Origin of the sequence: Kutzneria sp. NPDC052558, assembly GCF_044547355.1 — a bacterium.
In the GTDB taxonomy this organism is placed as follows: Bacteria; Actinomycetota; Actinomycetes; order Mycobacteriales; family Pseudonocardiaceae; genus Kutzneria.
Genome location: NZ_JBIUAG010000041.1, coordinates 25,359 through 47,187 on the forward strand (window position 1 = coordinate 25,359; position 21,829 = coordinate 47,187).

Genomic DNA, 21,829 nt, shown 5'->3' on the forward strand with positions numbered 1-21,829 from the left:
GGCGGGCGCGGTGGAGATCTCAGCTCGCCCGTGAGCGCAGCTGCTGGTCGAGGGCGGCGACATCACGCGGATACGTCCGGTACAGCAGGGTGCAGTACACGCCGTTGACCAGCATCAGCGCGCCGGGAATCAGCAGCATCACGACGCCGAGGCCGATCCACTCGCCCAGGTAGCCCGCGGCCAGGTTGAAGATCACGTACGCGAGCGCCTCGAACACCGACAGCATCAGGGCGAAGGCCGCGCCGCGCAGTTCCGGCGGGGTCACCGCGGCCACGATCGGCCGGTTCACGCCCGGGTTGACGCCCTGGAACAGGCCCATCAGCGCCCAGAACACGGCGTAGACGCCGATGGACTCGTAGTCGAACTGAGTGCCGAGAATCGCCGCCACGGCAAAGAGGAACTGCGCCGACTGAAGCACGATCACCCGGCCCCGCCGGGGATCGCGGGCCTGGAGCTTGTCGGTGACGAACCCGCCGGCCAGCGCCCCGACGATGAACCCGATCCCGTTGGGCAGGGAGACGATCGCCGCCGTCGCGGTGGCGAAGTGGTACTGCTGCACCAGGAACGTGATCCCGAAGCCGGCGATCAGGAGGTGGCCGCTGAGCAGCCGCTGCACCAGCATCAGGGTGAAAGTCGGGATGCGGAACAGGCTCTTGAGCTTGGCCCGGGTCAGCCGCTCGTTCTCACGGCGGGTCTGCGCGCTGATCAGCGCCGTGGTCGGCTCGCTCGCGCCGACGCCCGGGTCCTGGAAGAACACCGCGATCACCAGCGACACGACCAGCGTCAGCGCGCCCCAGCCGAAGAAGCCGTAGCGCCAGCCGTCCGGCACGTTGGCCAGCTGCCCGATGAGCGGGCCGCCGACCGCGCCGAGAATGGAGATCGCGCCCCAGGTGTAGCCGGAGGCCCGGCCGCGCGACTGCTCGTCGAACAGGTCGGTGGCGATCTCGGTGACGATCGGCAGCGCGGCCGAGATGAAGATCGAGGACAACGCGTAGAACGCGATGATCTGCCCGTAGTCCTGGGAAAGCCCGTTGGCGGCGGTCGACACGCCGGTCAGCGCGACCGCGATGACGAAGGTCGTCTTCCGGTTGGTGCGGCGGGCGATCCACGCCCAGATCGGCCCGAACACGATGCTGGTCGCCTTGCCGATGGCGTTGAGCAGGCCCAGCGCGCTCAGCGGCAGGGCCAGGGCCGCGATGATCACCGGCGCGAGGGTGCCCAGGATCGAGCCCTCGTTGTTGTCCGCCCACAGCCCGGCCGAGATCAGCGACAGCTTGCGCCAGCGCCCGGGAACGATGGGGGTCGGGGAGACAGACGTAGTCACGGTTCTCCTTGTTCGGCCAGCAGCTCGTCCAGCCGATGCAGGACCGCGTGCGTGAGGGCGGGGCTGAAGCGGGCCAGCGCGACAAGGGAACTCGTCGGCGCGGATCTGGCCAGGTGCCCGACGACCGGACCGAGTTCCCGGTGCAGCACGGCGGCCGCGCCGGGCTGTCGCAGCAGCTCGCCGAGCGCGGTGTTCACCGCCCGGAACTGCTCCGGCTCCGGCAGCGGCGCGAGCGAGGCGAGGTACTGGTCGTGCTGCCGGCGGGCGAGCAGGTGCTCGGGCCCGGGCGGCCCGTGCCGGGGCAGCCCGAGGCGCAGGTACTGGGAGTCGGGCGCGTCGGCAGCCCGCATTCCGTTGAGCAGCAGGCGAATCATCCGCAGTTCGAGCTCGTCGTCGAGGACGGGGCGCAGCTGCTCGGGATCCTCGTGCAGGTCGAACAGGACGGTGCCGAACGACGCCGGATCGCCGAACGCGGCGCCGGGCACGCGCAGCACCGGCACGCCCCGGGTGAACGGCAACGCCGGCACGAGTTCGGCCGACCGCAGCTCGTCCGGGTCGAACCGGCGGTTCATGTGGGTCGGCATCAGCGTGTGCTCGTGGAGCGGCTGGTTGTCGGCGGTCACGATCCCGCGCATGTAGACGTGCCGGCCGTCGGTGACGTTGACGTGCCCGCCGAAGCTGCCGAACAGGGCGGACTCGTGGATCGGGCGATCCTCGGCCAGCACCGGCGCGATGCTGCGGCCGGCCATCCTCGGGGTCGGCTCGACGCCGAACAGGTCCAGCAGGATCGGGCCGAAGTCGATCGTCTGCACCAGTTGGGCCCGGCGCTCGCCCGCGCCGCCGCTGCGGGGATCCCAGACGAACAGCGGCGTGTGGATGTTCTCGTCGTACCAGGGCTGGACATTCTTGCCCCACCAGCCGTGCTCGCCGAGCAGCAGCCCGTGGTCGGTGCAGACGATGAGCGCCGTGTCCGGCCACAGGTCATGGCGGTCCATCGCGTCGAGCACCCGGCCCAGGGATCTGTCGCACATCGACAGCAGGGCGGCGTACTCGTGGCGCGCCGTGTCGACCAGCTCCGGCGGCTCGTCGACCCGTCTGTAGTCCGGCCAGTCGAACCGCGGCCCAGCACCAGGCGCCGGGTAGTGGCGGCGGTAGCCGTCGTAGGTGAAGAACGGCTCGTGCGGATCGAAGCACTCGATCTGTAGGAACCACCGGTCCGCCTCGCGGTTGTGCTCGATGAACTCGATGCCCGCGTCCACGGTCCTGGTCTGCGGATGGTCGGACTCGTCCCGCAGGTACTGGCGGTTGACCAGATCCTGGCGCCACAGCGGCCCGCGCACCTCGCGGTGGGCGCACGGCTCCGGCGGATCGGCGACCTGTCCCTTCCAGGGGTCGCCTTCCTGGCCGCGGAAGAACTCGTGCGTGCGGAACCGGGTGTGATAGGTCGCGCCGCCGTCCTCCCAGTAGTGCGGGTGATCGGTCGCGATGTGCGTGTAGACGCCGGCGTCGGCCAGCATCTCCGGCACCGAGTCGTCGAACGGCTCCAGCGGACCCCAGGACCGGTGCAGGAAGTTGTGGCGAGCCGTGTGCATCTCCCGGCGCGCCGGCATGCACGGCATGCTGCCGGCGTAGCAGGTGTCGAAGGTGACCGTACGCCGGGCGAGCCGGGTGAAGTGGGGCGCGTGCACCCATTCGTTGCCGTACGGCGGCAGGAAACGCCGGTTCAGGCTGTCGAACATCACCATGATCGCCCTCATCCGGCCCCCTCCCGTGATCGACGGTGTCGACGGTGTCGACGCCAGCGAACCGGGGCGCGGAACGGGCGGTCAAGAACAGCTCAGGACTTCGTCGATTCGTCCAGGTCAGGCCGTCGATCAGACCAGCTCTCAGTCCTCGCCGCGCTGCTGGGCCCGGAAGCCGCTCGGGCTGACCCCGTTGATGGCGTGGAACTGCCGGGAGAAGTAGAACGGGTCGGCGTAGCCGGCGGACCGGCTGACCTCCGCGACCGGCAGGTCGGTGGTGACGAGCAGCTCGCGGGCGTGGGCGTTGCGCAGGCGTTTGACGTACTCCAGCACCCCCATCCCGGTCGCCTTGCGGAACAGCGCGGCGAAGTGCGAGGTGCTCAGGCCGGTCAGGCGGGCCAGTTCGGCGACGCTGGGCGTGGTCCGGAAGTTCTGCCGCAGGTGGTCGCGGACCGCGCTCACCCGGTCGTTCGTGCCGGCCGGGCCGAGGCGGCGGTCCGCCGCGATCCGCGCGAACACGTGCCAGGCCGCGCCCGAGGCCGCGAGCAGGCTCGACTCGGTCTCGTCCCGTTCGAGCGCGGCCATCACCTGCTCGACCAGGCCCAACACCGCGTAGCCGTCCCGCAGCGGTCCGACCAGCTGCCGGTCCGGGCCCAGCGCCGCCCTGGTCAGCTCGGGGACGTCCAGACCGTTGGCGTGGAACCAGGAGATCCCCCAGGGATCGCGGGGATCGGACCGGTAGCCGTGCGGTTCGTGCTGCGGCAGGACGATCGCGTCGTTGGCCCGGACCTGGTGGGACTGGCCGCCGGCCCACACCCGGCCCGCGCCCTCACGGCAGATGATCACGATCGTCTCGGGCGCGCCGCGGGGACGGGTCATCCCGCGGCCGGCCCGCCGCGGGAAGACCCCGGCGTCGGTGACCAGCAGGCGGGCGGTGAGGCCCTCGGACAGGGCGCGGGCGGCCAGCGGCGCGGGCAGCATGCGGAACCGCTCTGGTGGCACCGCCGCAGACTATCCGGGCACGACCGGCCGGCCAGCGAATCGTCCAGCACCCACTCCATGTGCCCGCCGGGCCGCCGCTGATTAGGCTCCGGCCCGGTAGTCGTCGGCGAGCACGAAGGATGCCCATGGTTTCGCGCCCCTTCCCGGTTCTGCCCGGCCAGCCGTGGCTGGGGGTGAACTACTGGAGCGCGGCCGGCGGGCCGTTCATGTGGCGCGACTTCGACGAGGCCACGATCTCGGCCGAGCTCGCCGCGCTGGCCGGGCTCGGCCTCAACGTCACCCGCAGCTTCTGCTTCTGGCCGGACTTCCACCCCGAGCCGGACGTGATCGACCGGGACATGATCGGCCGGCTCCGGCGGTTGCTGGACCTGCACGCCGACCACGGCCTGGCGACCATCCCGACTTTCATCATCGGCGGCATGTCCGGGCGCGACTTCGACCCGCCGTGGCGTCACGGCGGGAACCTGTACGCGGACGGGGTGCTGCTGGGGCGCCAGGCCCGCTACATCCGCACCGTCACCGCGGCCGTCGCCGACCACCCGGCGATCGCCGGCTGGCTCATCAGCAACGAGATGCACTTCTACGGCGGCTCGGACTCACCCGACACCATCCAGGCCTGGGCCGAGCTGATGGTGCAGGCCGTGCGGGCCGGCGGCGGGCGCGGCCCGGTCTCCCTCGGCGACGGGGTGCTCGGCGTCGACCTCTACGGCGAGGACAACGGGTTCCGCCTGCGCCGCCTGCGGGACACGATCGACTGGATCGGCCCGCATCTCTACGGCATGGGCGACGACCTGATCCGCCAGCACCTGCTCATCGCGTTCCGGATCGAGCTCGCGGGCGCCTTCGGCCTGCCCGTCGTGCTCGAGGAGTTCGGCCTGACCAGCAACTTCGCCAGCGACGACCACGCGGGCGACTACTACCGCCAATGCCTGCACACCGCGCTGGCGGCCGGCGCGAGCGGCTTTCTGGCGTGGAACAACACGGACTTCGACCTCGTCGCGCAGCCGCCGTACAGCCACCACCCGTTCGAGCTGCACTTCGGCATCATGACGCCCGACCGCCGGCCGAAGCAGCCCGCGCTGGAACTGTCGGCCTTCGCCACGTCGTTGCGGGACATCGACCTGCGCCGGTGCCGCCGGGCCGACACCGAGGTGATCATGGTCGTGCCGGAGTGGCTGGACGGCGACACCCCGGGCGTGCCCGACGGCGCGGCCGCGGTCCAGTTCGAGATCCTGCACCAGGCCTACGTCTCGGCCCGGCTGGCCGGGCTCACCCCCTTGTTGGTCCGCGAAGCCGACGGGATCCCGCCGGCCCGGCTCGTGATCGTCCCTTGTGGACAGCGGCTGAACGGTCCGACCTGGCAGCTGCTCGAACAGCGGGCCGAGGAAGGCTCGCTGGTCTACGTCTCCTATTTCTCCGGCGACATTGCGGCCCAGCGCGGCCCGTGGCATCCGGATTTCGACGGCATGTTCGGCATCCGGCACGGCCTGCGCTACGGCCTGGTCTCGCCCGTCGACTCCGACGTCGTCACGCTCACCTTCTCCGCGCCGCTGGGTTCGCTGAACGCCGGCGACCAGTTGGCTTTCGCCAGCGCCGGCAGCTACTCCGGGCGATCCCGCCTGCCTTTCGAGCCGGTCACCGCCGGTGTGCTCGGCACCGTGGACGGCTCGCCGGCCTTCGCCGACCGCAGCATCGGCGCCGGGCGCATCGTGCTGCTCGGCTATCCCGTCGAGTACTTCGCCGCCCGCACTCCCCAGGTCAACCCCGACGACACTGTCCGCCTCTACCGCGCGCTGGGTCTTGAAGCCGATGCGCTGCCAGCGATCGACAACGACGGCGATCCCCGTCTGATCGTCGACACCCTGATTCGGGACGACGGTGCCAGGTTCGCCATCGTCGTCAGCGAACACAACCGCGCCGTGACAACGCCTTTCGGCACCCTTGCGCCCTTCGGGGCCGCGATCGTCCCACTCGACGCCTCATGACCCCCGCCGAATGCTGCCCGCCGTCGCGATCATCCCGCCCCGCCGCCAGCTCCACGCCGCCCGTCGCGCGCGACACCGACGGCCTGATTGTGTTGCCCGGTGGCGTTTTCCGCATGGGCGCCGATGACCGTGACGGCTTCCCCGACGACCATGAGGGCCCCGTGCGCGAGGTCGAGGTCGCCCCGTTCGCCATCGATCCCCACGCCGTCTCCAACACCCGCTTCGCCGCCTTCGTCTCCGCCACCGGCTACCGCACCGAGGCGGAAACCTTCGGCTGGACCTACGTTTTTGCCCGCTTCCTCCCCGGCCGGCTCCGCGCTGTGTCTCCCCGCCCCGACAGCGCCCCCTGGTGGTGCGCCGTCGCCGGGGCCTACTGGCGGCATCCCGAAGGGCCCGGCTCCGACCTCGACGGCCGCTGGGACCACCCCGTCGTGCACGTCTCGTGGGCCGACGCCGTGGCCTACTGCGCCTGGGCCGGCCGCCGGCTCCCCACCGAGGCCGAGTGGGAGTACGCCGCTCGCGGCGGCCTCGACCAGGCCCGCTTCCCCTGGGGCGACGAGCTCACCCCCGGCGGCCGACACCAGTGCAACATCTGGCAGGGCCCTTTCCCCGCACGCGACCTCGCCGAGGACGGCTACTCCGGCACCGCCCCCGTCCACTCCTTCCCTCCCAACGGCTTCGGCCTCCACAACATGGCCGGCAACGTCTGGGAGTGGTGCTCCGACTGGTTCGACCACCACCGCACCACCCGCGCCATGCGCGGCGGCTCCTACCTCTGCCACCCCTCCTACTGCAACCGCTACCGCGTCGCCGCCCGCATGCGAAACACCCCCGACTCCTCCAGCGGCAACCTCGGCTTCCGCACCGCCGCCGACCCCGAGCCACCGCGCTGAACGAGAAACTCGCGATCAGTCGACGGCCTGGGCTGCGGCGGCGATGGGCTCGAGTCCGGCGATCAGTTCGTCGAGCTCGTCGGCGCTGAGCACGGTGTAGGCCGGTGCGGCCAGGTCGTCGGTGAGGGCCTCGATGCGCTGCTTGGTGGCCCGGCCGGTGTCGGTGAATACGCCGGCGGGGGTCACGAGGCCGCGGGCGTGGAGCCCGGTCACGACGGCGGCCAGGTGGGCCTTGGGCAGGTGGTGGATCCGGCCGAACTCCTCGGCCTTCATGCCGAGGGAGAGGGCGAGCAGGACGTGGGCTTCGGTGCCGCCGATGCCGTGGGCGAGCAAGGCGGCGTTGTGGCCGTCTCCGCGGTGTTCACGCAGCAGTGTGGCCGCGTGCCAGAGTTGGGCCACCGGCTCGGCGGGAACGGCGAGCGCCCGGAGGCCGGCGTACAGCGCACGGCCCTCGGTCGGCGCGCTGGTGGCGGCTCGGGTGGCGAGCTCGGCGATGCGGACCAGATCGGGGGAGTCGGCGAGTTCACCGAGCGTCTGGCGCAGCGCGGTGGCGCTGCCCTGCTCGCGCACGGCGATCGCCTCCTGCGGGGTGATCTTCCCCCAGACCCACGGGATGTGGCGCGCGACCTCTCCGTCGGCGAAGTTGTAGAAGACCGCGTGCACCACCTCGGCGGGGGCCAGGCCCAGCGGCGCGGCCCGGCCGGCGAAGTAGCCGTCCCAGTAGTTGCGCATGCCCACGGCCAGGAACGCCTCGTTCGGCACCGCGGAGTAGGTGATGGTGGCGATCGGCTCGAGCAACTCGAACATGCGGTGGACCTTGGCCCGCGGGTGCGACATCGGTGTCTCCTGTGGTCGTGGCGGCGGCCCCGGTTGGCGCTGCCTCACCTGAGCGACGAACGAGACGGCCCGGATTCGACAACTCCGTCACGGTTGTTTGAGCCGATCCAGCACGGCCCGCATCTGCGATTCCCCGATCGCGGAGAGGTCGTCCAGCTTCGGCGGGGCCTCGCCCCGCGCGCGCAGGACGGCGACCTGGACCTTCACCGACACGTTGGCGTCCTGCACGGCGATGACGTAGTTCGCGCCCGGCGACGGGTCCGTGCCGGCTATCCCGCGCCAGCGGTTGCGGGCGCCGAGTCCGGGGATCGTGCCGGTGCTCCACCCCGGCTGCGCGGTGTCGTTCCACTGGTCGTATCCCGGTGGCTGCCCGGCCGAGGTGAACTCGACGCTGACGCCGATGCCGGCTTCGTCGGTGGTGACGCCGTCGACGGGGGATGTGTTGGTGTAGTCCAGATTGCACGTCAGAGCGCCGCCGTAGCCGTCGCTGGGCGGAAGTTCCTGGTGCGTCGGCGAGGTCGGGGTGGAGGACCACTTCGTCAACGGCGTGGGGTCGATCAGGTCGCAGGCGTTGGCGATCGTCTTCATCGAGTACGGTCCCGGCGGCGCGGAGGGCCGGGCGGTGGTGGTCGCGGGCGGAACCTGGCTCGGTGAGGCCGGAGTCGACGCGGGCGCGGCGCCGGTGGACGAGCCGCCGCCGCTCACGGCGAGTCCGATCACGACTCCGACGCCGAGCACCGCGACCAGCCCGACCGCGGTCGCCACCACCAGTCCCGTCCTGGAGCCGCCGGGCCGGCGGGGCGGCGCCACGGGCGGCGGATAGCCGGCGGGGGGACCGTAGCCCGGGGCGAACCCGGGGGAACCGAACTGGGGTGGTGCGGGGGTAGGCGGAACGGGGCCGACCGGCCCGGGATCGGGGTCGTTCACGGCGCGCTGGTCGTCAGCTTCGCCCGGTAAGTCGGTCATGCGCCGTACCCCCTAGTTGTGCTTCAGCCCGGTCAGCGTCTTGCGGACCTCGGCCTCGGCGACCGACTGGAGTTCGGCGTTGCGCACCTGGGAAACGTCGTTGGCGCGGCTGACGTTGAGCCGGACGCGCACCGAGACGTTGTCGGCCCGCACGGCCAGCACGTAGCGCGTGTCGGTGACCAGGTCGCCGAAAACCTCGCAGTGCCAGTAACCCTGGCTGCCGAGCCCGGTGATCGGGCCGGACTCCATGCCCGCGCCGGTTTTGCCCGTGTCGTAGCTTTTCCAGTTGTCGTACGACCAGGCGCTGCCGGTGCTGAAGTCCGCGTCGAGCAGGATCTCGGCCGTGGTCAGGGCATCGCCGCTGGAGTACCTGAGCTGGCAGCTCAGGCTGCCGGCGTCGGTGGCGCTCGGGCGGATTTCCCGATGCTGGGGCGGGCCCGCGAGGGTGGGCGCCCATGCCGTCAGCGGAGTGGGATCGACCAGATCGCAGGCGTTGGCAACCGAGTTCATCGAGTAGCCCGGGGCCGCGGTCGGTGTCGGCGGCTGGGCGATGGACTGCCGGGCGACGACGCCGATGACCACCCCCGCGCCCAGCACGATCACCAGCGCGGCGACCCCGGCCACGATCCAGCCGGTCCGGCGCGGCTTGGCCGGCGGCGGGAACCCGTGACTCTGATACGGGTACGCGGGCGGCGCGGCGTTCCTGAACGGATCCGGGGTGTGCTCGACCCCACTCACGGTCGGTTGATCATCGCGCCCGTAGCCGGATTCGGTCATTCCCGAGCCCCCTCCCGGCCGTCCGCGGCCCTGAGCAGGCCCTGAACGTCGGAGCCACCCTATCCTGGCGCCCGTCCTATGCAACCGGTCGGCATGGTCCCGCACCAGCGTCACCCGCCAATGCACGCTGCTGTCCACCCCTCGTGTCAGCAGGTGGGGCAGCCGATCGGCCAGCAGGCCCAGTACGACAGTCCGTTGCGTAGGCACGCCGGTCGAGTGCCCGATGCGATGCCGTGTGCTCGGTCTGCCGCTGCCGGCGGTCTGGTCGGTCGACTGTCTACTCCAGGCCGCGCTCCTGGCGAAGCGGCTTGAGCGCATCCGACAGGCGACGCAGGTCGTCGAACATCCTGGCGGCGATCGCCGGGGCCGGGGCGGCCGGGCGGAGTTCGCGGTTGTCGTCGAGCAGGTGGTGCACGGAGGCGAAGTGCGGGCCGTCGACCGGGGTCATGCCGACGGCGCTGACCACCGACTTGAGCATCTGGGTGGCGCGGGCGCCGCCGGCGGTGAAGCCGTAGCCGACCAGGCCCACCGGCTTGTGCCGCCATTCGGTGAACAGGTAGTCGATGGCGTTCTTGAGCTGCGCGTTGAAGCCGCCGTTGTATTCCGGGGTGACGAAGACGAACGCGTCGGCCCCGGAGATCGTGGCGCTCCACTCCTTGGTGTGGGCGTGGACGTAGCGGTGCTCGGCGGGGGCGTGCGGCTCGTCCATGAACGGCAGGTTCACGGTCAGGAGGTCGATCAGCTCCACGTCGGCGAAGCCGCCGTGCTCCTTGGCGGCGGTCTCGATCCAGCGGGCCACGGACGGCCCCACCCGTCCGGGCCTGGTGCTGGCCACGATGATCTGCACCTTCGACATTGGTTCGGCCTTCCTGCTAGGTGGTCCGCGGCTTACAGCTCGGACTCGACCGGGGTCTGCATCCGGCCGAGCCCGGTGATCTCCAGGCGGAGCCGGTCGCCCGGTTCCAGAAAGGACGGTGGCTGTCGCTTGCTGCCGACGCCGCCCGGGGTGCCGGTCAGGATGATGTCCCCCGGGTTGAGGGTCATGCAGTCGCTGACCGAGGCGATGAGCTGCGCGGTGGTGGCGACCATCTGCGCGGCGAAGGCGTCCTGGCGGAGCTCGTCGTTGACCCAGGTCCGCAGGCGCAGCGCCGCGAGGTCGGGCACGCCGTCGGTGGTGAGCAGCCAGGGCCCGGTCGGGCAGAACGTGTCGCAGCCCTTGCCCCGGAGGATCTGCGTGAACAGGGGGCCCTTGTCGATGTCCTTGGCCATCAGGTCCCTGGCCGTCACGTCGTTGGCGATCATGTATCCGGCGGCGTGGTCCAGTGCGCGGTTGGCCGGGATGCGGCGGCCGCCGCGGCCGATCACCACGGCGAGCTCGCACTCGTAGTCCAGGCCCTTCGACTCGCGCGGCCGGACGACCGGATCATGAGGACCGCTCAGGGACGAGGCCGGCTTGAGGAACAGGACCGGATCGGCCGGCTGTTCGGTCGCCGGCCCGGTGATCTCCCGCAGGTGGTCGAGGTAGTTCGCGCCGACGGCGACAATCGCCCCGGGGTTGGGCACGGGCGGCCCGATGCGGACGGACTCCGTCGCCACCGTCGGGGCGTCCGGCGCCGCGATCAGGTCGGCAATGTGCTTGCGTAGCAGGGAGAAACGTGCCAGCACGGTGATCATGTCGGGCGCCGTGCCGGGCGCGTGCCGCTCGAGCAGCGCGCGCAGCGCGACGATCGTCTTGTCGTCGCGAAGCACGCCGGGCTGCTCCTGCCCGGGCTCGCCGAAGCTCACGAGCCTCACAGCGCGCCGCCCTCGGGCTTGCGGGACAGGATCGTGTCGAGGACGGCTCCGATGTCGGTGGCGGCCTCGGGTCCGGCCTCCACCGCGGTGCGCCAGGCGATATGGCCGTCCGGCCGGACCAGGAAGGCCCCGTCGGGGCCGGTGCCGGCCGACTTGCTCCACATCCCCATCGGGTCCCGCAGTTCGGTGGCTCCGGCGTCGAGGCCGGTGGTGACCCGGAACGCCTGCAACGGAAGGCCGCGCAGCCGCGCGGCCGAGCGGGCCGCATCCGCCCACGGCCCGCCGTCCTCGCCGGCGAACAGCGTGAACCGGCCCTCCACCAGATCCAGCGGCGACGACTCGGATCCGTTGCGGAGCAACGTGTAGTGCGGGACCCGTCGCCCCGGGGCGGCGGAGGGCCTGAACTCGGGGCTCCGCGCCAGTGTCGGGGCGGTGCCGTCGGAGATCACCGCACGCGAGGCGTAGACGAAGCCGATGTCCTGCCCGAGCCCGTCGAGTTGGGGCCGCTGCAAGGGAATCCCGCGGCGTATCTTCTCCCGCAGCGGGCGTTGGGCTGCGTCGGTCTCCGCCTCCAGCCCGGCGGCGAACTCGTAGATCCGCGAGTCGACGCCGGTCTCCGCCATCAGGTCCATGTTGTGCCAGGACTGCTCGGCGTTGAACCGCGCGACCGGCCGCCGTTCCTCCTCGTACGAGTCGAGCAGCTCGGGGCCGGCCCAGCCGGCGAGCACGGCGTGCAGCTTCCAGGCCAGGTTGTGCGCGTCGTGAATGCTGGAGTTCATGCCGAAACCGCCGGTCGGCGGGAACCGGTGCGCGGCGTCGCCCAGCAGGAAGATGTTGCCGCGGCGCCAGTGTTCGGCGACCTTGGCGTCCATGTGCCAGGTCCGCGCGCTTTCGATCTCGACGTCGAGATCCGGCACGCCGATCGCGTCGCGGATCACCTGCGCGCAGCTGTCCGGATCGCTCGGATCCACCGCGGTCGTGCCTCCGGCCGCCACGCTGAAGTACCACTGGCGCCGGCCGTCACGGGCGGCGAGCGTGCCGCTGGCGCGGGTGTTGATCACCGCGTAGAGAACGGCCGGCCAGTCCCCGACGTAGGGCTGGAGATCGGCCAGGAAGTCGATGTTGACGAAGGACGCCCGCGCGTCCGGTCCGGTCATCCCCACACCGAGGGACCGGCGGGTGAAGCTGCCGGCGCCGTCCGCCCCCAGCACGTAGCGGGCGCGGATCCGGGTCACCGCGCCGGTCACCCGGTCCTCGGCCACCGCGACGACCCCGTCGTCGTCCTGGGCCAGGGAGATGACCTCGGTGGAGAACCGCACCTCGGCGTTGGGGTTGCGGTGCAGCTCGTCCAGCAGCACCGGCTCGACCTGGTCCTGCGGGCAGAAGACCACCTCCATCGGCGTCGCCGCGCGGCGGACCGCGCCGTTCTCCATGGCCGCCGTGGTGGTGACTCCGTAGTGCTCGCCCGCGACCGTGTGGACCCAGGCGAACTCGCCGCCGTCGCGCACCGGGATGGCCCGGCGGACGATGGCGTCGTCGATTCCCCAGGCGCGGAACAGTTCCATGGTCCGGATCCGGACGCCGGTCGCGCGGGGCAGTTTGCCGATCGCGGCCCGGCGCTCGACGACGAGGCTGCGGGTGCCGGCGCGGCCCAGCACGTGGGCCGCGGTCAGGCCGGTGGGGCCCGCCCCGATCACCAGCACCGGGACTTCCAGGTCAGTGGCCATATGAGTCATCCCCAGGTTCGACGAGTGGTCGGGGGTGAGCGCCCCCTCGATAAAAACAGATTAGCAGTCTGGTTTTAGTTGGCAAGCCCGGCGCCGCCGGAGGTTTGACACGGTCCGAGGCAAATGTGAAGATGACGTCATCTTCATGTTTGAGGGGGTGCGATGGCGGAGCGGACCAAGGGGCAGCAGACCGAGGCGGAGCTGAAGGCGGCCGCCCGCCGGCTGCTGGTGTCCAGGAGCTACGCGGAGATCAAGGTCACCGACATCACCTCGGAGGCGGGCAAGGCCGCGGGCGTGTTCTACCGGTACTTCACCGACAAGGACGCGCTGCTGCGGGCGCTCGCCGCGGACTTCGACGAGGCGCTGCACGCCGTGGTGGTCAAGCACGTGGGGGAGCAGCACACGCTGGCCACGGTCGAGGACGTCCGGGCCCACGTGGAGGCGTTCTGGACGGCCTACGAGCGCTACCTGCCCGAGCGGCGGGGCATCCTCCAGGCGTCCATGCTGAGCTCGGAGTTCCAGCGGTTCCACCACGGCCTGCGGGACCGGCTGGTCGACGTCTGGGCCGACCACATCGCGGCCACCCCGGCCCAGGCCGACCTGCCGGCCGACCGCGCGCGCATGTCGGCCCTTGCGGTGGTGTGCCTGCTGGAATCCTTCTGCTACAGCCAGTTCGCCGAGGACGGGACGGCCAAGGACGCCGCGGCGGCGATCGAGACCCTGACCGCCCTGATCGCCACCGGGCTGCTCGGGACGCCGCCAAGACGAGGCGGCCGCGCCCGGGCGCGGTCATGATCGGTAGTCGACCCCGTCCAGTCCCGGCACGACGACCTTGGCCGGATCGTTGCCGGCCGCCACGAGTTGGCTGACCGCGTAGTCGGTGACGCAGCCGGACAGCAGCTGGCGCGGGTCCTCCAGGACCATGCGCAGCCGGGCGACCAGCGCGGGCCAGTCGTCCGGGCCGTGAATGGCCGGCATCTCGCTGATCTCGACGATCCCGGCGTCGACGAGATCGGGCACGTCGGCCTGGCCAGGGACGTAGCGCGGCTGGTCCGGGAACATCAGCTCGCCCATCTCCACCGTGGCGCGAGTGCTGAGCCAGATGCGGCGCAACGGCTCCTCCAACGCGATCACCTCCGACAGGTCGCCGTCGACGGGGGTGGCGAAGGTGGGCGCGTGCGGCGCCATGTACATCCGCTCCAGCGGCAGCCGGTAGCGCGACGCGCCCCGCACCATCGCGGCGATGCTGGAGGTGTTCCAGGTGACCCCGGCCGTGGGGCGGCCCTGCCGGCCGGCGATCACCACCATCGCCCGGTCCCAGTCCACCTCCTGCTCGTCGAACCAGCGCAGGATGCGGAACGAGATGTCCATGCCGGCCAGGAAGAACGTGGCGATCATCATCCGGTCGACGCCGGTGGCCAGGTAGTCCGACCGCAGCGTCCGCCCGTTCAGGTAGTCGCCGTCGGCCAGCGCGGCACGCAGGTACCGGGCCGTCACCGCGCAGGTGTGGTCGATCATGTCGGCGATCGCCTGTTCCCGGCCGCGGTAGGCCTCGACCGCGATGGTGTCCCGCCACAGTTCCACGCTGTTGGCGGCCCGTGCTCGCTCCACCTGGGACAGCAGCCGCCGGGCCTCGGCCAGCCACTCCTCGTCGCCGTAACGGTGTTTGAGTTGGACCAGGCTCGCGAGCGCGGGGCCGAGATGGGAGATGCCGGCCAGTTCCTTGAAGCCACGAGTGGAGTAGCGGAATCCCTCGACCGTCGGCGGTTTGCCGCCGCCGGGGTAGAGCGCGAAGTCGGCGGAGGTGGCGACGACCAGCGGATCGGAAGCGCCGTGCGCGGTCGCGGTGCGCGCGAGGCGTGCGCCGAGGCTGTCCGGGGCCGCCGTGTACGTCGTGTACAGATCGACGAGCTCCGGGCTCTCGTGGGCGGGCATGGTTCTCCTGGTCATCCGGTGAAGCGGTAGAGCACGGTGTGGGCGGCGAAGCGGAGGTCGGCGGACAAACCGTTGGTCACGGCCAGGAGCACGCCCTCGTCGTCGCGGATCACCGCGACATCGGTGCCGCCGGTGGTCGGGAACTCCTCGACCAGTACCAGCGCGTCGTCCTGCCACCGGTACAGCTGCGAGGCCAGGTCGACGGTCGGATCGGCGGGGGAGCCGGTCAGGAAGTTCACGCGCGCCACGTAGAGTCCGGACTCGTCCTCGAACACCGCGAGCTCGCGGCCGCCCAGTCCGGCCAGCGTCTGGTGCTCGACGAACCGCCGGCCGTCCCAGCGCAACAGGACGGATTCCTCCAGCAGCCGGGCCACCACCAGAAAGAGTCGGCCCTGGTCGGTGAAGTGGGCGAAGGCCCGGCCCTGGCTGGGCACGAGGTCCTGATACGGCGCGAATTCCTCGCCGGTCCAGCGGTAGAGCACCGAGGGGCTCAGGTGATCGGCGTGCGCGAGGAACTGGTGGCCGTCCACCGAGAAGGCGTGCCAGTTGTAGGCCCACTGCGACGGGATGTCCTGGAAGTGCTCGAACTTCGTGCCGTTCCAGTGGTAGATGCGCGAGGGCTGGTTGTCCTGCTCCAGGCCGGGCTGCGCCAACCCCTGGGCCAGCGCCAGGAAGTGCCGGCCGTCGAACTCGAAGTGCCGCCACTGCTTGGCCGCGAAGCCGGCGATCGCCTGGAACGGCTCGAACCGGTCGCCGTTCCATTCGAAGATCGACGAGTCGACGTCGAAGGGGTAGGGCCCGCGGCCGCCGCGAATGCTGGCCACCGCGAGGAAGGCTCGGTCGCCGATCCGGAAGAACTCGGCGTCCTCGCCGCCCGGCGCGGGCAGGGTCTGCCACCGCTGGTAGCCGTGCTCGCCGCGGCGCAGCAGCAGCAGATCGGTCTCGCTGTCGCCGCCGTGCAGGCCGGCTGGCTCGCCCGGCACGTCGTAGGCGAACTGCGGAATCGCCAGCAGGCGCATGCCGTCCAGTTCGAAGGACTCGACCGCGCGCGCACCCGAGGTGGGGATGCTGGCCTGCTCGCCGAGATGGTGTCCCATGTCGCCTCCAGTTGAATCTGAATTCATCTTCAGCCCAGCGGGTGGCCCTGTCAACCGGTCGCCTCCGCCGATCGGGTAGCGCGGGCCGGCCGGGTTGACACGCCGTTCGCCGCCACATGAAGATGAATCCATCTTCATGTCGGTCCCCCCGACATCTCCTTCTCCTCCGACCGACCAGGAGGTTTCCCGTGCGCACAACGAAGTGCTCGGCGATCCTGTCCGCTGTGATCACCGCCGGCGTGCTGCTGGCGAGCGCCGGCGCGGCCGGCGCGGCGCCGGCGTCCGGCTCCGGCTACAACGACTGGAGCTGCCGCCCGTCGGCCGCCCATCCCTATCCCGTGGTCGCCCTGCACGGTCTGGGCGGCACCGCGGACGACAGCTTCCCGGTGCTCGGGCCGTACCTCGCCGACGCCGGCTACTGCGTGTTCGCCCTGACCTACGGCCAGCCCAACCCGGCGCTGCCGATCGGTGGGCTGGAACCGGTCGCCACCTCCGCCCAGCAGATCGCCGCCTTCATCGACCGGGTGCGCGGCACGACCGGCGCGGCCAAGGTGGAACTCTTCGGGCACTCCGAGGGGGCGTTCCTCGCCCTCTACGTCCCCAAGGTCCTCGGTTACGCGAATCGGATCGACCGGGTCGTCGCGCTCGCCCCGCCCACCCACGGCACCAGCTTCGACAACGCGGTCACCGTCGCGGATCTGGTGGGCCTACGCCCCGAACTCGACCAGGTGCTTCAGGCCGGGTGCGCGCCGTGCGCGGAGGTGGAGCCCGGCGGCAGCGCGGTCAAGGCGCTCACCGCCGGCCCGATCGCCCAGCCCGGACTGCGCTACAGCGTGATCGAGAGCCGGACCGACGAGGTGGTGACCCCGCCCAGCAGCGCCTTCATCGCCGAACCCGGCGTGAGCAACGCCTACGTCCAGGACACCTGTCCGCTCGACCTGGTCGGGCACATCGGGCTGGTCTTCGACACCGGAGTCGCGGCCATGGTCCGCAACGCGCTGGATCCGGCGCACCCGGTCGCGGTCCCGTGCGCCCTCGGCCTGCCCGTGTGACAGCTCGGTCAGCCGTCCATGCCGCGCCCGTCGGCGGCGATTCCCCTGAGCAGGTCGTCGAAGCACGTCCGGCACGCCGCGACCAGGTCGAAATCGGGGGACAGCAGCCACTGGACCTTGAGCCCGTCGGTCGCGGCGACCAGGGTCCGGCCCAGGTCGTCCGCGTCGACGTCGGGGCGGAGGTCGCCGGCCGCGATCGACGCCCGGACCGCGGCCGCGTTGTTCTCGGCCATGCGCTGGTAGCGCTGCCGAAAGTACTCCGCGGCGGGATGGTTCGGGGTCGCGGCGGCGGCCGCGGTCGTCATGAACAGGCGCGTGATCCCCGGCTGCTTCATCTCGTCGGCGAGCACGTCGAGCACATGGCCGAGCAACACTCGCACCCCGAGCTTCGCATCGCTGAACCGCGACCGCCAGTCGATATCCTTGTGGTGCAGCACGGCCAGCAGCAGCGCGTCCTTGCCGTTGAAATGGTGCAGCAGCCCGGTCTGCGACGTGCCGGCCTCGGCCGCGACCCGTGCGATCGACGTCTCGTGGAAACCGTCCTGGGCGAACAGCGTCGTCGCCGCTTCGACGATGGCGGCCCGTTTGCCGTCGGCCGCCTGGTAGCTGCCGGTGCGGCGGCGGGTGCGGGTGCGTGGTGCCGGGTCCATGGGCGCAGCGTACGACGTGACGGACAGTGTCGCCTGATCACTGAAAGTAGTGCTGGACTGCCGTTAAAAACAGAGCGATGATCTGTTTTAACGAGCGAGAGGAGCGTCATGACGGTCGAACAGGTCGACGCGCTGGTGATCGGGGCCGGCCCGGTCGGACTCAGTGCGGCGATCCAGCTGACCCGAGCCGGCGTGCGAACCCTGGTCGTCGAGCGACACGAGGCGTTGTCCCGTCACCCCAAGGCGACCGGCGTGCATCCCCGCACCATGGAGCTGTTCCGCCAGTGGGGCGTCGCCGACGCGATCCGCGACCTGTCCGTGCCGGCCGACCACGCGCGGGGCTTCGCCTGGACCACCCGGCTGCACGGCGGAATCGAGTTGGGCGAACTGATGTTCGCCGACGGCGACACCACGATCAGCCCCGAACACACCACGTTCACCTCGCAGGACAACGTGGAAACCGTGCTGTACCGGGCTTTGCCGGCGCCGGTGGAGTTCAGGACCACGGCCGAGCTGCTGGACCAGGACGACGACGGCGTCACCGTCGCGCTCACCGCCGACGGAAGCCGCCGGATCGTCCGGGCCGCCTACGTGATCGCCGCCGACGGCACGAAATCCCCGACCCGCAAGGCGTTGGGCATCGCCGAGTCGGCCACCGCCCCGTACGGGGAGTCGGTCAACATCTTCTTCCACAGCGCGGAGCTCTCCCGCCTCACCGCGGCCAGCCCGCACCTGCTGACCTGGATCCTCAACGCCGACCTGGTCGGCTGCCTGCTCACCACCGGCCGCGAGGACCGCTGGATCCTCAACATGGAAAGGGATCCGGCGCTGGCCGACGACGCCTACGACAACCGCCGGTGCGTGCAGATGATCCGCAACGCCACCGGCCTGCCGACGCTGGAGCCGGAGCTGCTCAGCGTCATGCGGTGGAAGCACGAGGACGCGGTGGCCGACACCTGGCGCGTGGGAAGGGTGTTTCTGGCCGGGGACGCCGTGCACCGGTTTCCGCCCCATGGCGGGTTCGGCATGAACAGCGGCATCCAGGATGTGCACAACCTCGTGTGGAAGCTGGCGTTGGTGCTGTCCGGTCGGGCGTCGGAGAGCTTGCTCGACACGTATGAGCGGGAACGCAGGCCGGTCGCGGTGGCCAATCGCGAGCAGGTGGTGCTCAACACCGACCGGCTCGCGGAGACGGGCTGGCTGGCCGACGACGCCGCGATCGCCACCATCGAGACCGCCGGGGGCGAGGCCGTCCGGCAGGCGATCACCGCCGGGATTCCGGCCCAGCGCGAGCAGTTCTGGTCGGACGGGCAGCAGTTCGGGTTCCTGTACCGGTCGGCGGCCGTCATCGACGACGCGACACCGCCCGAACTCTCCACGATCAGCGTCTACCGGCCGACCGGCCACCCCGGCGCCCGGGCCCCGCACCTGTGGCTGCGCGACGGCGACGGGGTCCGCCGGTCGACCATCGACCTGTCGGGCAACGGTTTTGTGGTGCTGGCCGGCCACAAAGGACAGTCGTGGCAGGCCGCCGCGGCGGCGATCGACGTGCCCGCGGTGGTGATCGGCGACGATCTTGTCGCCGAGTCCGACGATTTCGAGGCCCTGTACGGGATCCAGCCGGACGGCGCCGTGCTGGTGCGGCCGGACGGGCACGTCGCCATGCGGTCCGCCGACGCGACCGACGCCACCGCCCGGCTCGAGGCCGCGATGGCCGCCATTCTTCATCCCGCCGACTGACGGAGGAAAACCGTGGACTGGAAAGCCGAATCGGCCGCGCTGCGCAAGAAGCGGGGGATCGACTACGAGCCGCTCGAGCCGTTCGTGCAGGGGCCGACCGTCGAGCGGTCGATCTGGTACGAGGGGCAGATGGCCACCGTGTACGCGCGGGGCGCCGAGGTCGGGCAGACCTGCTGTTTCTGGGAGGGCGTCATTCCCGAGCACGTCGGGCCGCCGCCGCACGTGCACCACTACGAGCACGAGGTGTTCTTCCTCCGCGACGGCAGCATCACCGCCTACGTGGAGGGCGAGCCGCTCAAGGCGACCAAGGACCAGTTGGTGTTCATGCCCGCCGGCCGGATCCACTGGTTCGTGTCGACGTCCCCGGTCACGCGGATGTTCGGGTTCACCGTCACCGCGGCCAAGCAGTTTCCGTACGTCAACGACGCGCCCGCCCTGTTCGAGATGATCGGCGTCCCGGCGCAGGCGCTGACGCTGCCGCCGACGATCGAGGTCAAGCCCATGCCGGAGCCGGCCGAGATCGTCCGGATGACCAGGGACATGGGGGCGGACATGCCCGACCTCGAACGGCTGGGCTGGCGCCGCAACTACAACGACAAGGGCGAGAAGGTCACCTGAGTTCGGCCGGGCTCTTCAGGAGGAACACGTTGTCTGAACCAACCGAGGTCCTGGTCGTCGGGGCCGGTCCCGTCGGCCTGGCCACCGCGCTCCAGCTGGCCCGCGCGGGCGTCGGCGTCCGGCTGCTGGAACGACGGCAGGGTCCCGTTTCCACGCCCCGCGCGCACGTCGTCAACGGGCGGACCATGGAGTTGTTCCGCTCGTGGGGCGTCGCCGCCGAGGTGCGCCGCAGCGGCCTGCCCCTTGAGCTCTCGCAGTCGTTCGGCTGGGTCACCGAGGTCGCCGCCGACGACTTCGCCGTGATCCCCTACATCGACGCCGAGACCGCCGAGCGGTACTCGCCCGAGACCCTGAGCAGCTGCGCGCAGGATCTCGTCGAGCAGGCGCTGCGCGACGCCGCCGAAGCCGCCGGCGTGAAGGTCGAATACGGCCGCGAGGTGGTGGGCTACCAAGTCACCGCCGACAATCTCGCCGAGGTCGACGTGCGCGGCGAAGGCCCGGTGCGGGCCCGGTTCGTCGTCGCCGCCGACGGCGCGTCGAGCTCGCTGCGGCGCTTGGCCGGCGTGGCCATGGAGAGCTCGATTCCGTTGGGGCGGCGGATCAATGTCTACTTCCACGCCGATCTGACGGCCTACACGCGGGGCCGCGCGCACATGCTGTGGTTCGTCCACAACCCCACCACCCAGGGCATCCTGATCACCCTCGATCCGCGCCGGCGCTGGGTCTACTCCACCACCATGGCCGACGGCGAGACCGTGGCGGACTATCCCGAGGACCGTTGCCTGGCCCTGGTCCGGGCGGCCGTCGGCGATCCGGCGCTGGAGATCGAGCAGAACGCCCGGTCGGTGTGGACGATGGACATGGGCGTGGCCGAGACGTTCCGGTCCGGGCCGCTGTTCCTGGTCGGCGACGCCGCGCACCGGTTCCCGCCGACCGGCGGCTACGGCATGAACAGCGGCATCCAGGACAGCCACAACCTGGCCTGGAAGCTCGAACTCGCGCTGCGCGGCCGGGCGGCGGACACGTTACTCGACACCTACGACGCGGAGCGCCGGCCGGTGGCCGAGTTCAACGCCGCCCAGTGCACCGCCAACGCCGAGCGGCAGATCGAGGCCAATGCCTTCATCAACCGGCCCGACACCCTTGCCCTGCTGGCCGCGCCCGAGGGGGCCGAGCTGCGCGGCGAGATCGCCCGCGTCGTGGCCGGGCTGCGGGAGGAGTTCCATTCCCTGGGCCAGCAGTTCGGCCATCTCTACCAGAGCGCCGCCGTGGTCGACGACGGATCCCCGGTGCCGGTGTCGACGATCAGCGAGTACCGGCCGACCGCCCGCCCGGGCGCCCGCGCGCCGCACTTCCGGCTGCGCGGGGCCGAAGGCACGAGCATCTCCACGATCGACCTGGTGACCGGCCACTGGTCGCTCCTCGTGGCCGGTGACCCGGCCGAGTGGCGGCCGGCCGCCCAGAAGCACTCCGTGGCCGTGTGGGGAATCCGTGCGGCCGACGGCGGCATCGGGGATCTGGTCGGCGAGGGCTGGCGGGAGTCCTACGAGCTCGACGAGGGCGGGGCCGTGCTCATCCGTCCCGACGGCCACGTGCTGGCCCGCTGGCGGCAGCGCCTCGACCACCCCGCGACGGCGCTGGCCGAGGCGTTTTCCCAGGTGGTGGCCGAGGTCTAGGTCGAACGTCGTCC

19 protein-coding genes are annotated in these 21,829 nt (G+C 71.2%); 7 read left to right on the forward strand and 12 right to left on the reverse strand.

What is annotated here, in order from left to right:
- Positions 1-19: 19 nt before the first annotated feature.
- The 3 genes from ACIG5F_RS43175 to ACIG5F_RS43185 all read right to left on the reverse strand — a co-directional run bounded on the left by ACIG5F_RS43175 (position 20) and on the right by ACIG5F_RS43185 (position 4,068).
- Complete coding sequence (locus tag ACIG5F_RS43175; protein ID WP_396526039.1) at positions 20-1,324, reverse strand: MFS transporter; 1,305 nt, start codon at positions 1,322-1,324, stop codon at positions 20-22.
- Positions 1,321-3,081 (reverse strand): sulfatase, encoded by a 1,761-nt coding sequence (locus tag ACIG5F_RS43180; protein WP_396526040.1) that lies wholly within the window; start codon positions 3,079-3,081, stop codon positions 1,321-1,323. The genes ACIG5F_RS43175 and ACIG5F_RS43180 overlap by 4 nt, the downstream gene beginning before the upstream one ends.
- Before the next feature lie 129 nt (positions 3,082-3,210).
- The gene (locus ACIG5F_RS43185; RefSeq protein ID WP_396526041.1) at positions 3,211-4,068 is read right to left on the reverse strand and encodes a helix-turn-helix domain-containing protein; all 858 of its coding nucleotides are present in this window, start codon (positions 4,066-4,068) and stop codon (positions 3,211-3,213) included.
- Between the two features lie 125 nt (positions 4,069-4,193).
- Between ACIG5F_RS43185 and ACIG5F_RS43190 the strand changes: the two genes are divergently transcribed.
- Both ACIG5F_RS43190 and ACIG5F_RS43195 read left to right on the forward strand, forming a co-directional pair.
- Positions 4,194-6,053: a beta-mannosidase gene (locus ACIG5F_RS43190; RefSeq protein ID WP_396526042.1), complete on the forward strand. Its 1,860-nt coding sequence runs from the start codon at positions 4,194-4,196 to the stop codon at positions 6,051-6,053.
- A gap of 113 nt (positions 6,054-6,166) precedes the next feature.
- Positions 6,167-6,946, forward strand: coding sequence for a formylglycine-generating enzyme family protein (locus tag ACIG5F_RS43195; RefSeq protein WP_396526043.1), 780 nt, complete (start codon positions 6,167-6,169; stop codon positions 6,944-6,946).
- 15 nt (positions 6,947-6,961) lie between these two features.
- Here the strand turns inward: ACIG5F_RS43195 and ACIG5F_RS43200 are convergent, their stop codons facing one another.
- From ACIG5F_RS43200 to ACIG5F_RS43225, 6 genes are all read right to left on the reverse strand, one after another.
- Positions 6,962-7,753 carry a MarR family transcriptional regulator gene (locus ACIG5F_RS43200; RefSeq protein ID WP_396526044.1) on the reverse strand — a complete coding sequence of 264 codons (792 nt, stop codon included), beginning with the start codon at positions 7,751-7,753 and terminating at the stop codon, positions 6,962-6,964.
- Between the two features lie 117 nt (positions 7,754-7,870).
- A complete protein-coding gene (locus ACIG5F_RS43205) occupies positions 7,871-8,749 on the reverse strand; it encodes a hypothetical protein (RefSeq protein ID WP_396526045.1) in 879 nt (292 codons plus the stop codon).
- A 12-nt stretch (positions 8,750-8,761) separates the two neighbouring features.
- Positions 8,762-9,487, reverse strand: coding sequence for a hypothetical protein (locus tag ACIG5F_RS43210; protein WP_396526046.1), 726 nt, complete (start codon positions 9,485-9,487; stop codon positions 8,762-8,764).
- Between the two features lie 316 nt (positions 9,488-9,803).
- The gene (locus tag ACIG5F_RS43215; RefSeq protein WP_396526047.1) at positions 9,804-10,382 is read right to left on the reverse strand and encodes an NADPH-dependent FMN reductase; all 579 of its coding nucleotides are present in this window, start codon (positions 10,380-10,382) and stop codon (positions 9,804-9,806) included.
- Positions 10,383-10,414: 32 nt separating this feature from the next.
- Entirely contained in the window at positions 10,415-11,320 is a 906-nt protein-coding gene (locus ACIG5F_RS43220; protein WP_396526048.1) for a fumarylacetoacetate hydrolase family protein, read from the reverse strand.
- On the reverse strand, positions 11,317-13,047 hold the full coding sequence (locus ACIG5F_RS43225; RefSeq protein ID WP_396526049.1) for an FAD-dependent monooxygenase: 1,731 nt from the start codon (positions 13,045-13,047) through the stop codon (positions 11,317-11,319). Before ACIG5F_RS43225 ends, ACIG5F_RS43220 begins: the two co-directional genes overlap by 4 nt.
- A 162-nt stretch (positions 13,048-13,209) precedes the next feature.
- On the opposite strand from ACIG5F_RS43225, the gene ACIG5F_RS43230 reads away from it, so the two are divergent.
- Positions 13,210-13,842: a TetR/AcrR family transcriptional regulator gene (locus ACIG5F_RS43230; RefSeq protein ID WP_396526050.1), complete on the forward strand. Its 633-nt coding sequence runs from the start codon at positions 13,210-13,212 to the stop codon at positions 13,840-13,842.
- Here the strand turns inward: ACIG5F_RS43230 and ACIG5F_RS43235 are convergent.
- Together ACIG5F_RS43235 and ACIG5F_RS43240 are read right to left on the reverse strand one after the other, a co-directional pair.
- Positions 13,837-14,997 carry a DUF5624 domain-containing protein gene (locus ACIG5F_RS43235; RefSeq protein WP_396526051.1) on the reverse strand — a complete coding sequence of 387 codons (1,161 nt, stop codon included), beginning with the start codon at positions 14,995-14,997 and terminating at the stop codon, positions 13,837-13,839. The genes ACIG5F_RS43230 and ACIG5F_RS43235 overlap by 6 nt on opposite strands.
- Complete coding sequence (locus ACIG5F_RS43240) at positions 14,994-16,079, reverse strand: hypothetical protein (protein ID WP_396526052.1); 1,086 nt, start codon at positions 16,077-16,079, stop codon at positions 14,994-14,996. Before ACIG5F_RS43240 ends, ACIG5F_RS43235 begins: the two co-directional genes overlap by 4 nt.
- Positions 16,080-16,267: 188 nt before the next feature.
- Here ACIG5F_RS43240 and ACIG5F_RS43245 point away from each other — a divergent pair, with 188 nt between their 5' ends.
- On the forward strand, positions 16,268-17,131 hold the full coding sequence (locus tag ACIG5F_RS43245) for an esterase/lipase family protein (protein WP_396526053.1): 864 nt from the start codon (positions 16,268-16,270) through the stop codon (positions 17,129-17,131).
- A gap of 8 nt (positions 17,132-17,139) precedes the next feature.
- Here ACIG5F_RS43245 and ACIG5F_RS43250 read toward each other — a convergent pair whose 3' ends face one another.
- Positions 17,140-17,781 carry a TetR/AcrR family transcriptional regulator gene (locus tag ACIG5F_RS43250; protein ID WP_396526054.1) on the reverse strand — a complete coding sequence of 214 codons (642 nt, stop codon included), beginning with the start codon at positions 17,779-17,781 and terminating at the stop codon, positions 17,140-17,142.
- Positions 17,782-17,889: 108 nt separating this feature from the next.
- On the opposite strand from ACIG5F_RS43250, the gene ACIG5F_RS43255 reads away from it, so the two are divergent.
- Genes ACIG5F_RS43255 through ACIG5F_RS43265 form a run of 3 tightly spaced genes read left to right on the forward strand, consistent with a single transcriptional unit; the run spans position 17,890 to position 21,815 of the window.
- Complete coding sequence (locus ACIG5F_RS43255) at positions 17,890-19,521, forward strand: FAD-dependent monooxygenase (RefSeq protein WP_396526055.1); 1,632 nt, start codon at positions 17,890-17,892, stop codon at positions 19,519-19,521.
- Between the two features lie 12 nt (positions 19,522-19,533).
- Positions 19,534-20,139 (forward strand): cupin domain-containing protein, encoded by a 606-nt coding sequence (locus ACIG5F_RS43260; RefSeq protein WP_396526056.1) that lies wholly within the window; start codon positions 19,534-19,536, stop codon positions 20,137-20,139.
- Positions 20,140-20,168: 29 nt separating this feature from the next.
- Positions 20,169-21,815 (forward strand): FAD-dependent oxidoreductase, encoded by a 1,647-nt coding sequence (locus ACIG5F_RS43265; RefSeq protein WP_396526057.1) that lies wholly within the window; start codon positions 20,169-20,171, stop codon positions 21,813-21,815.
- Positions 21,816-21,829 lie beyond the last annotated feature (14 nt).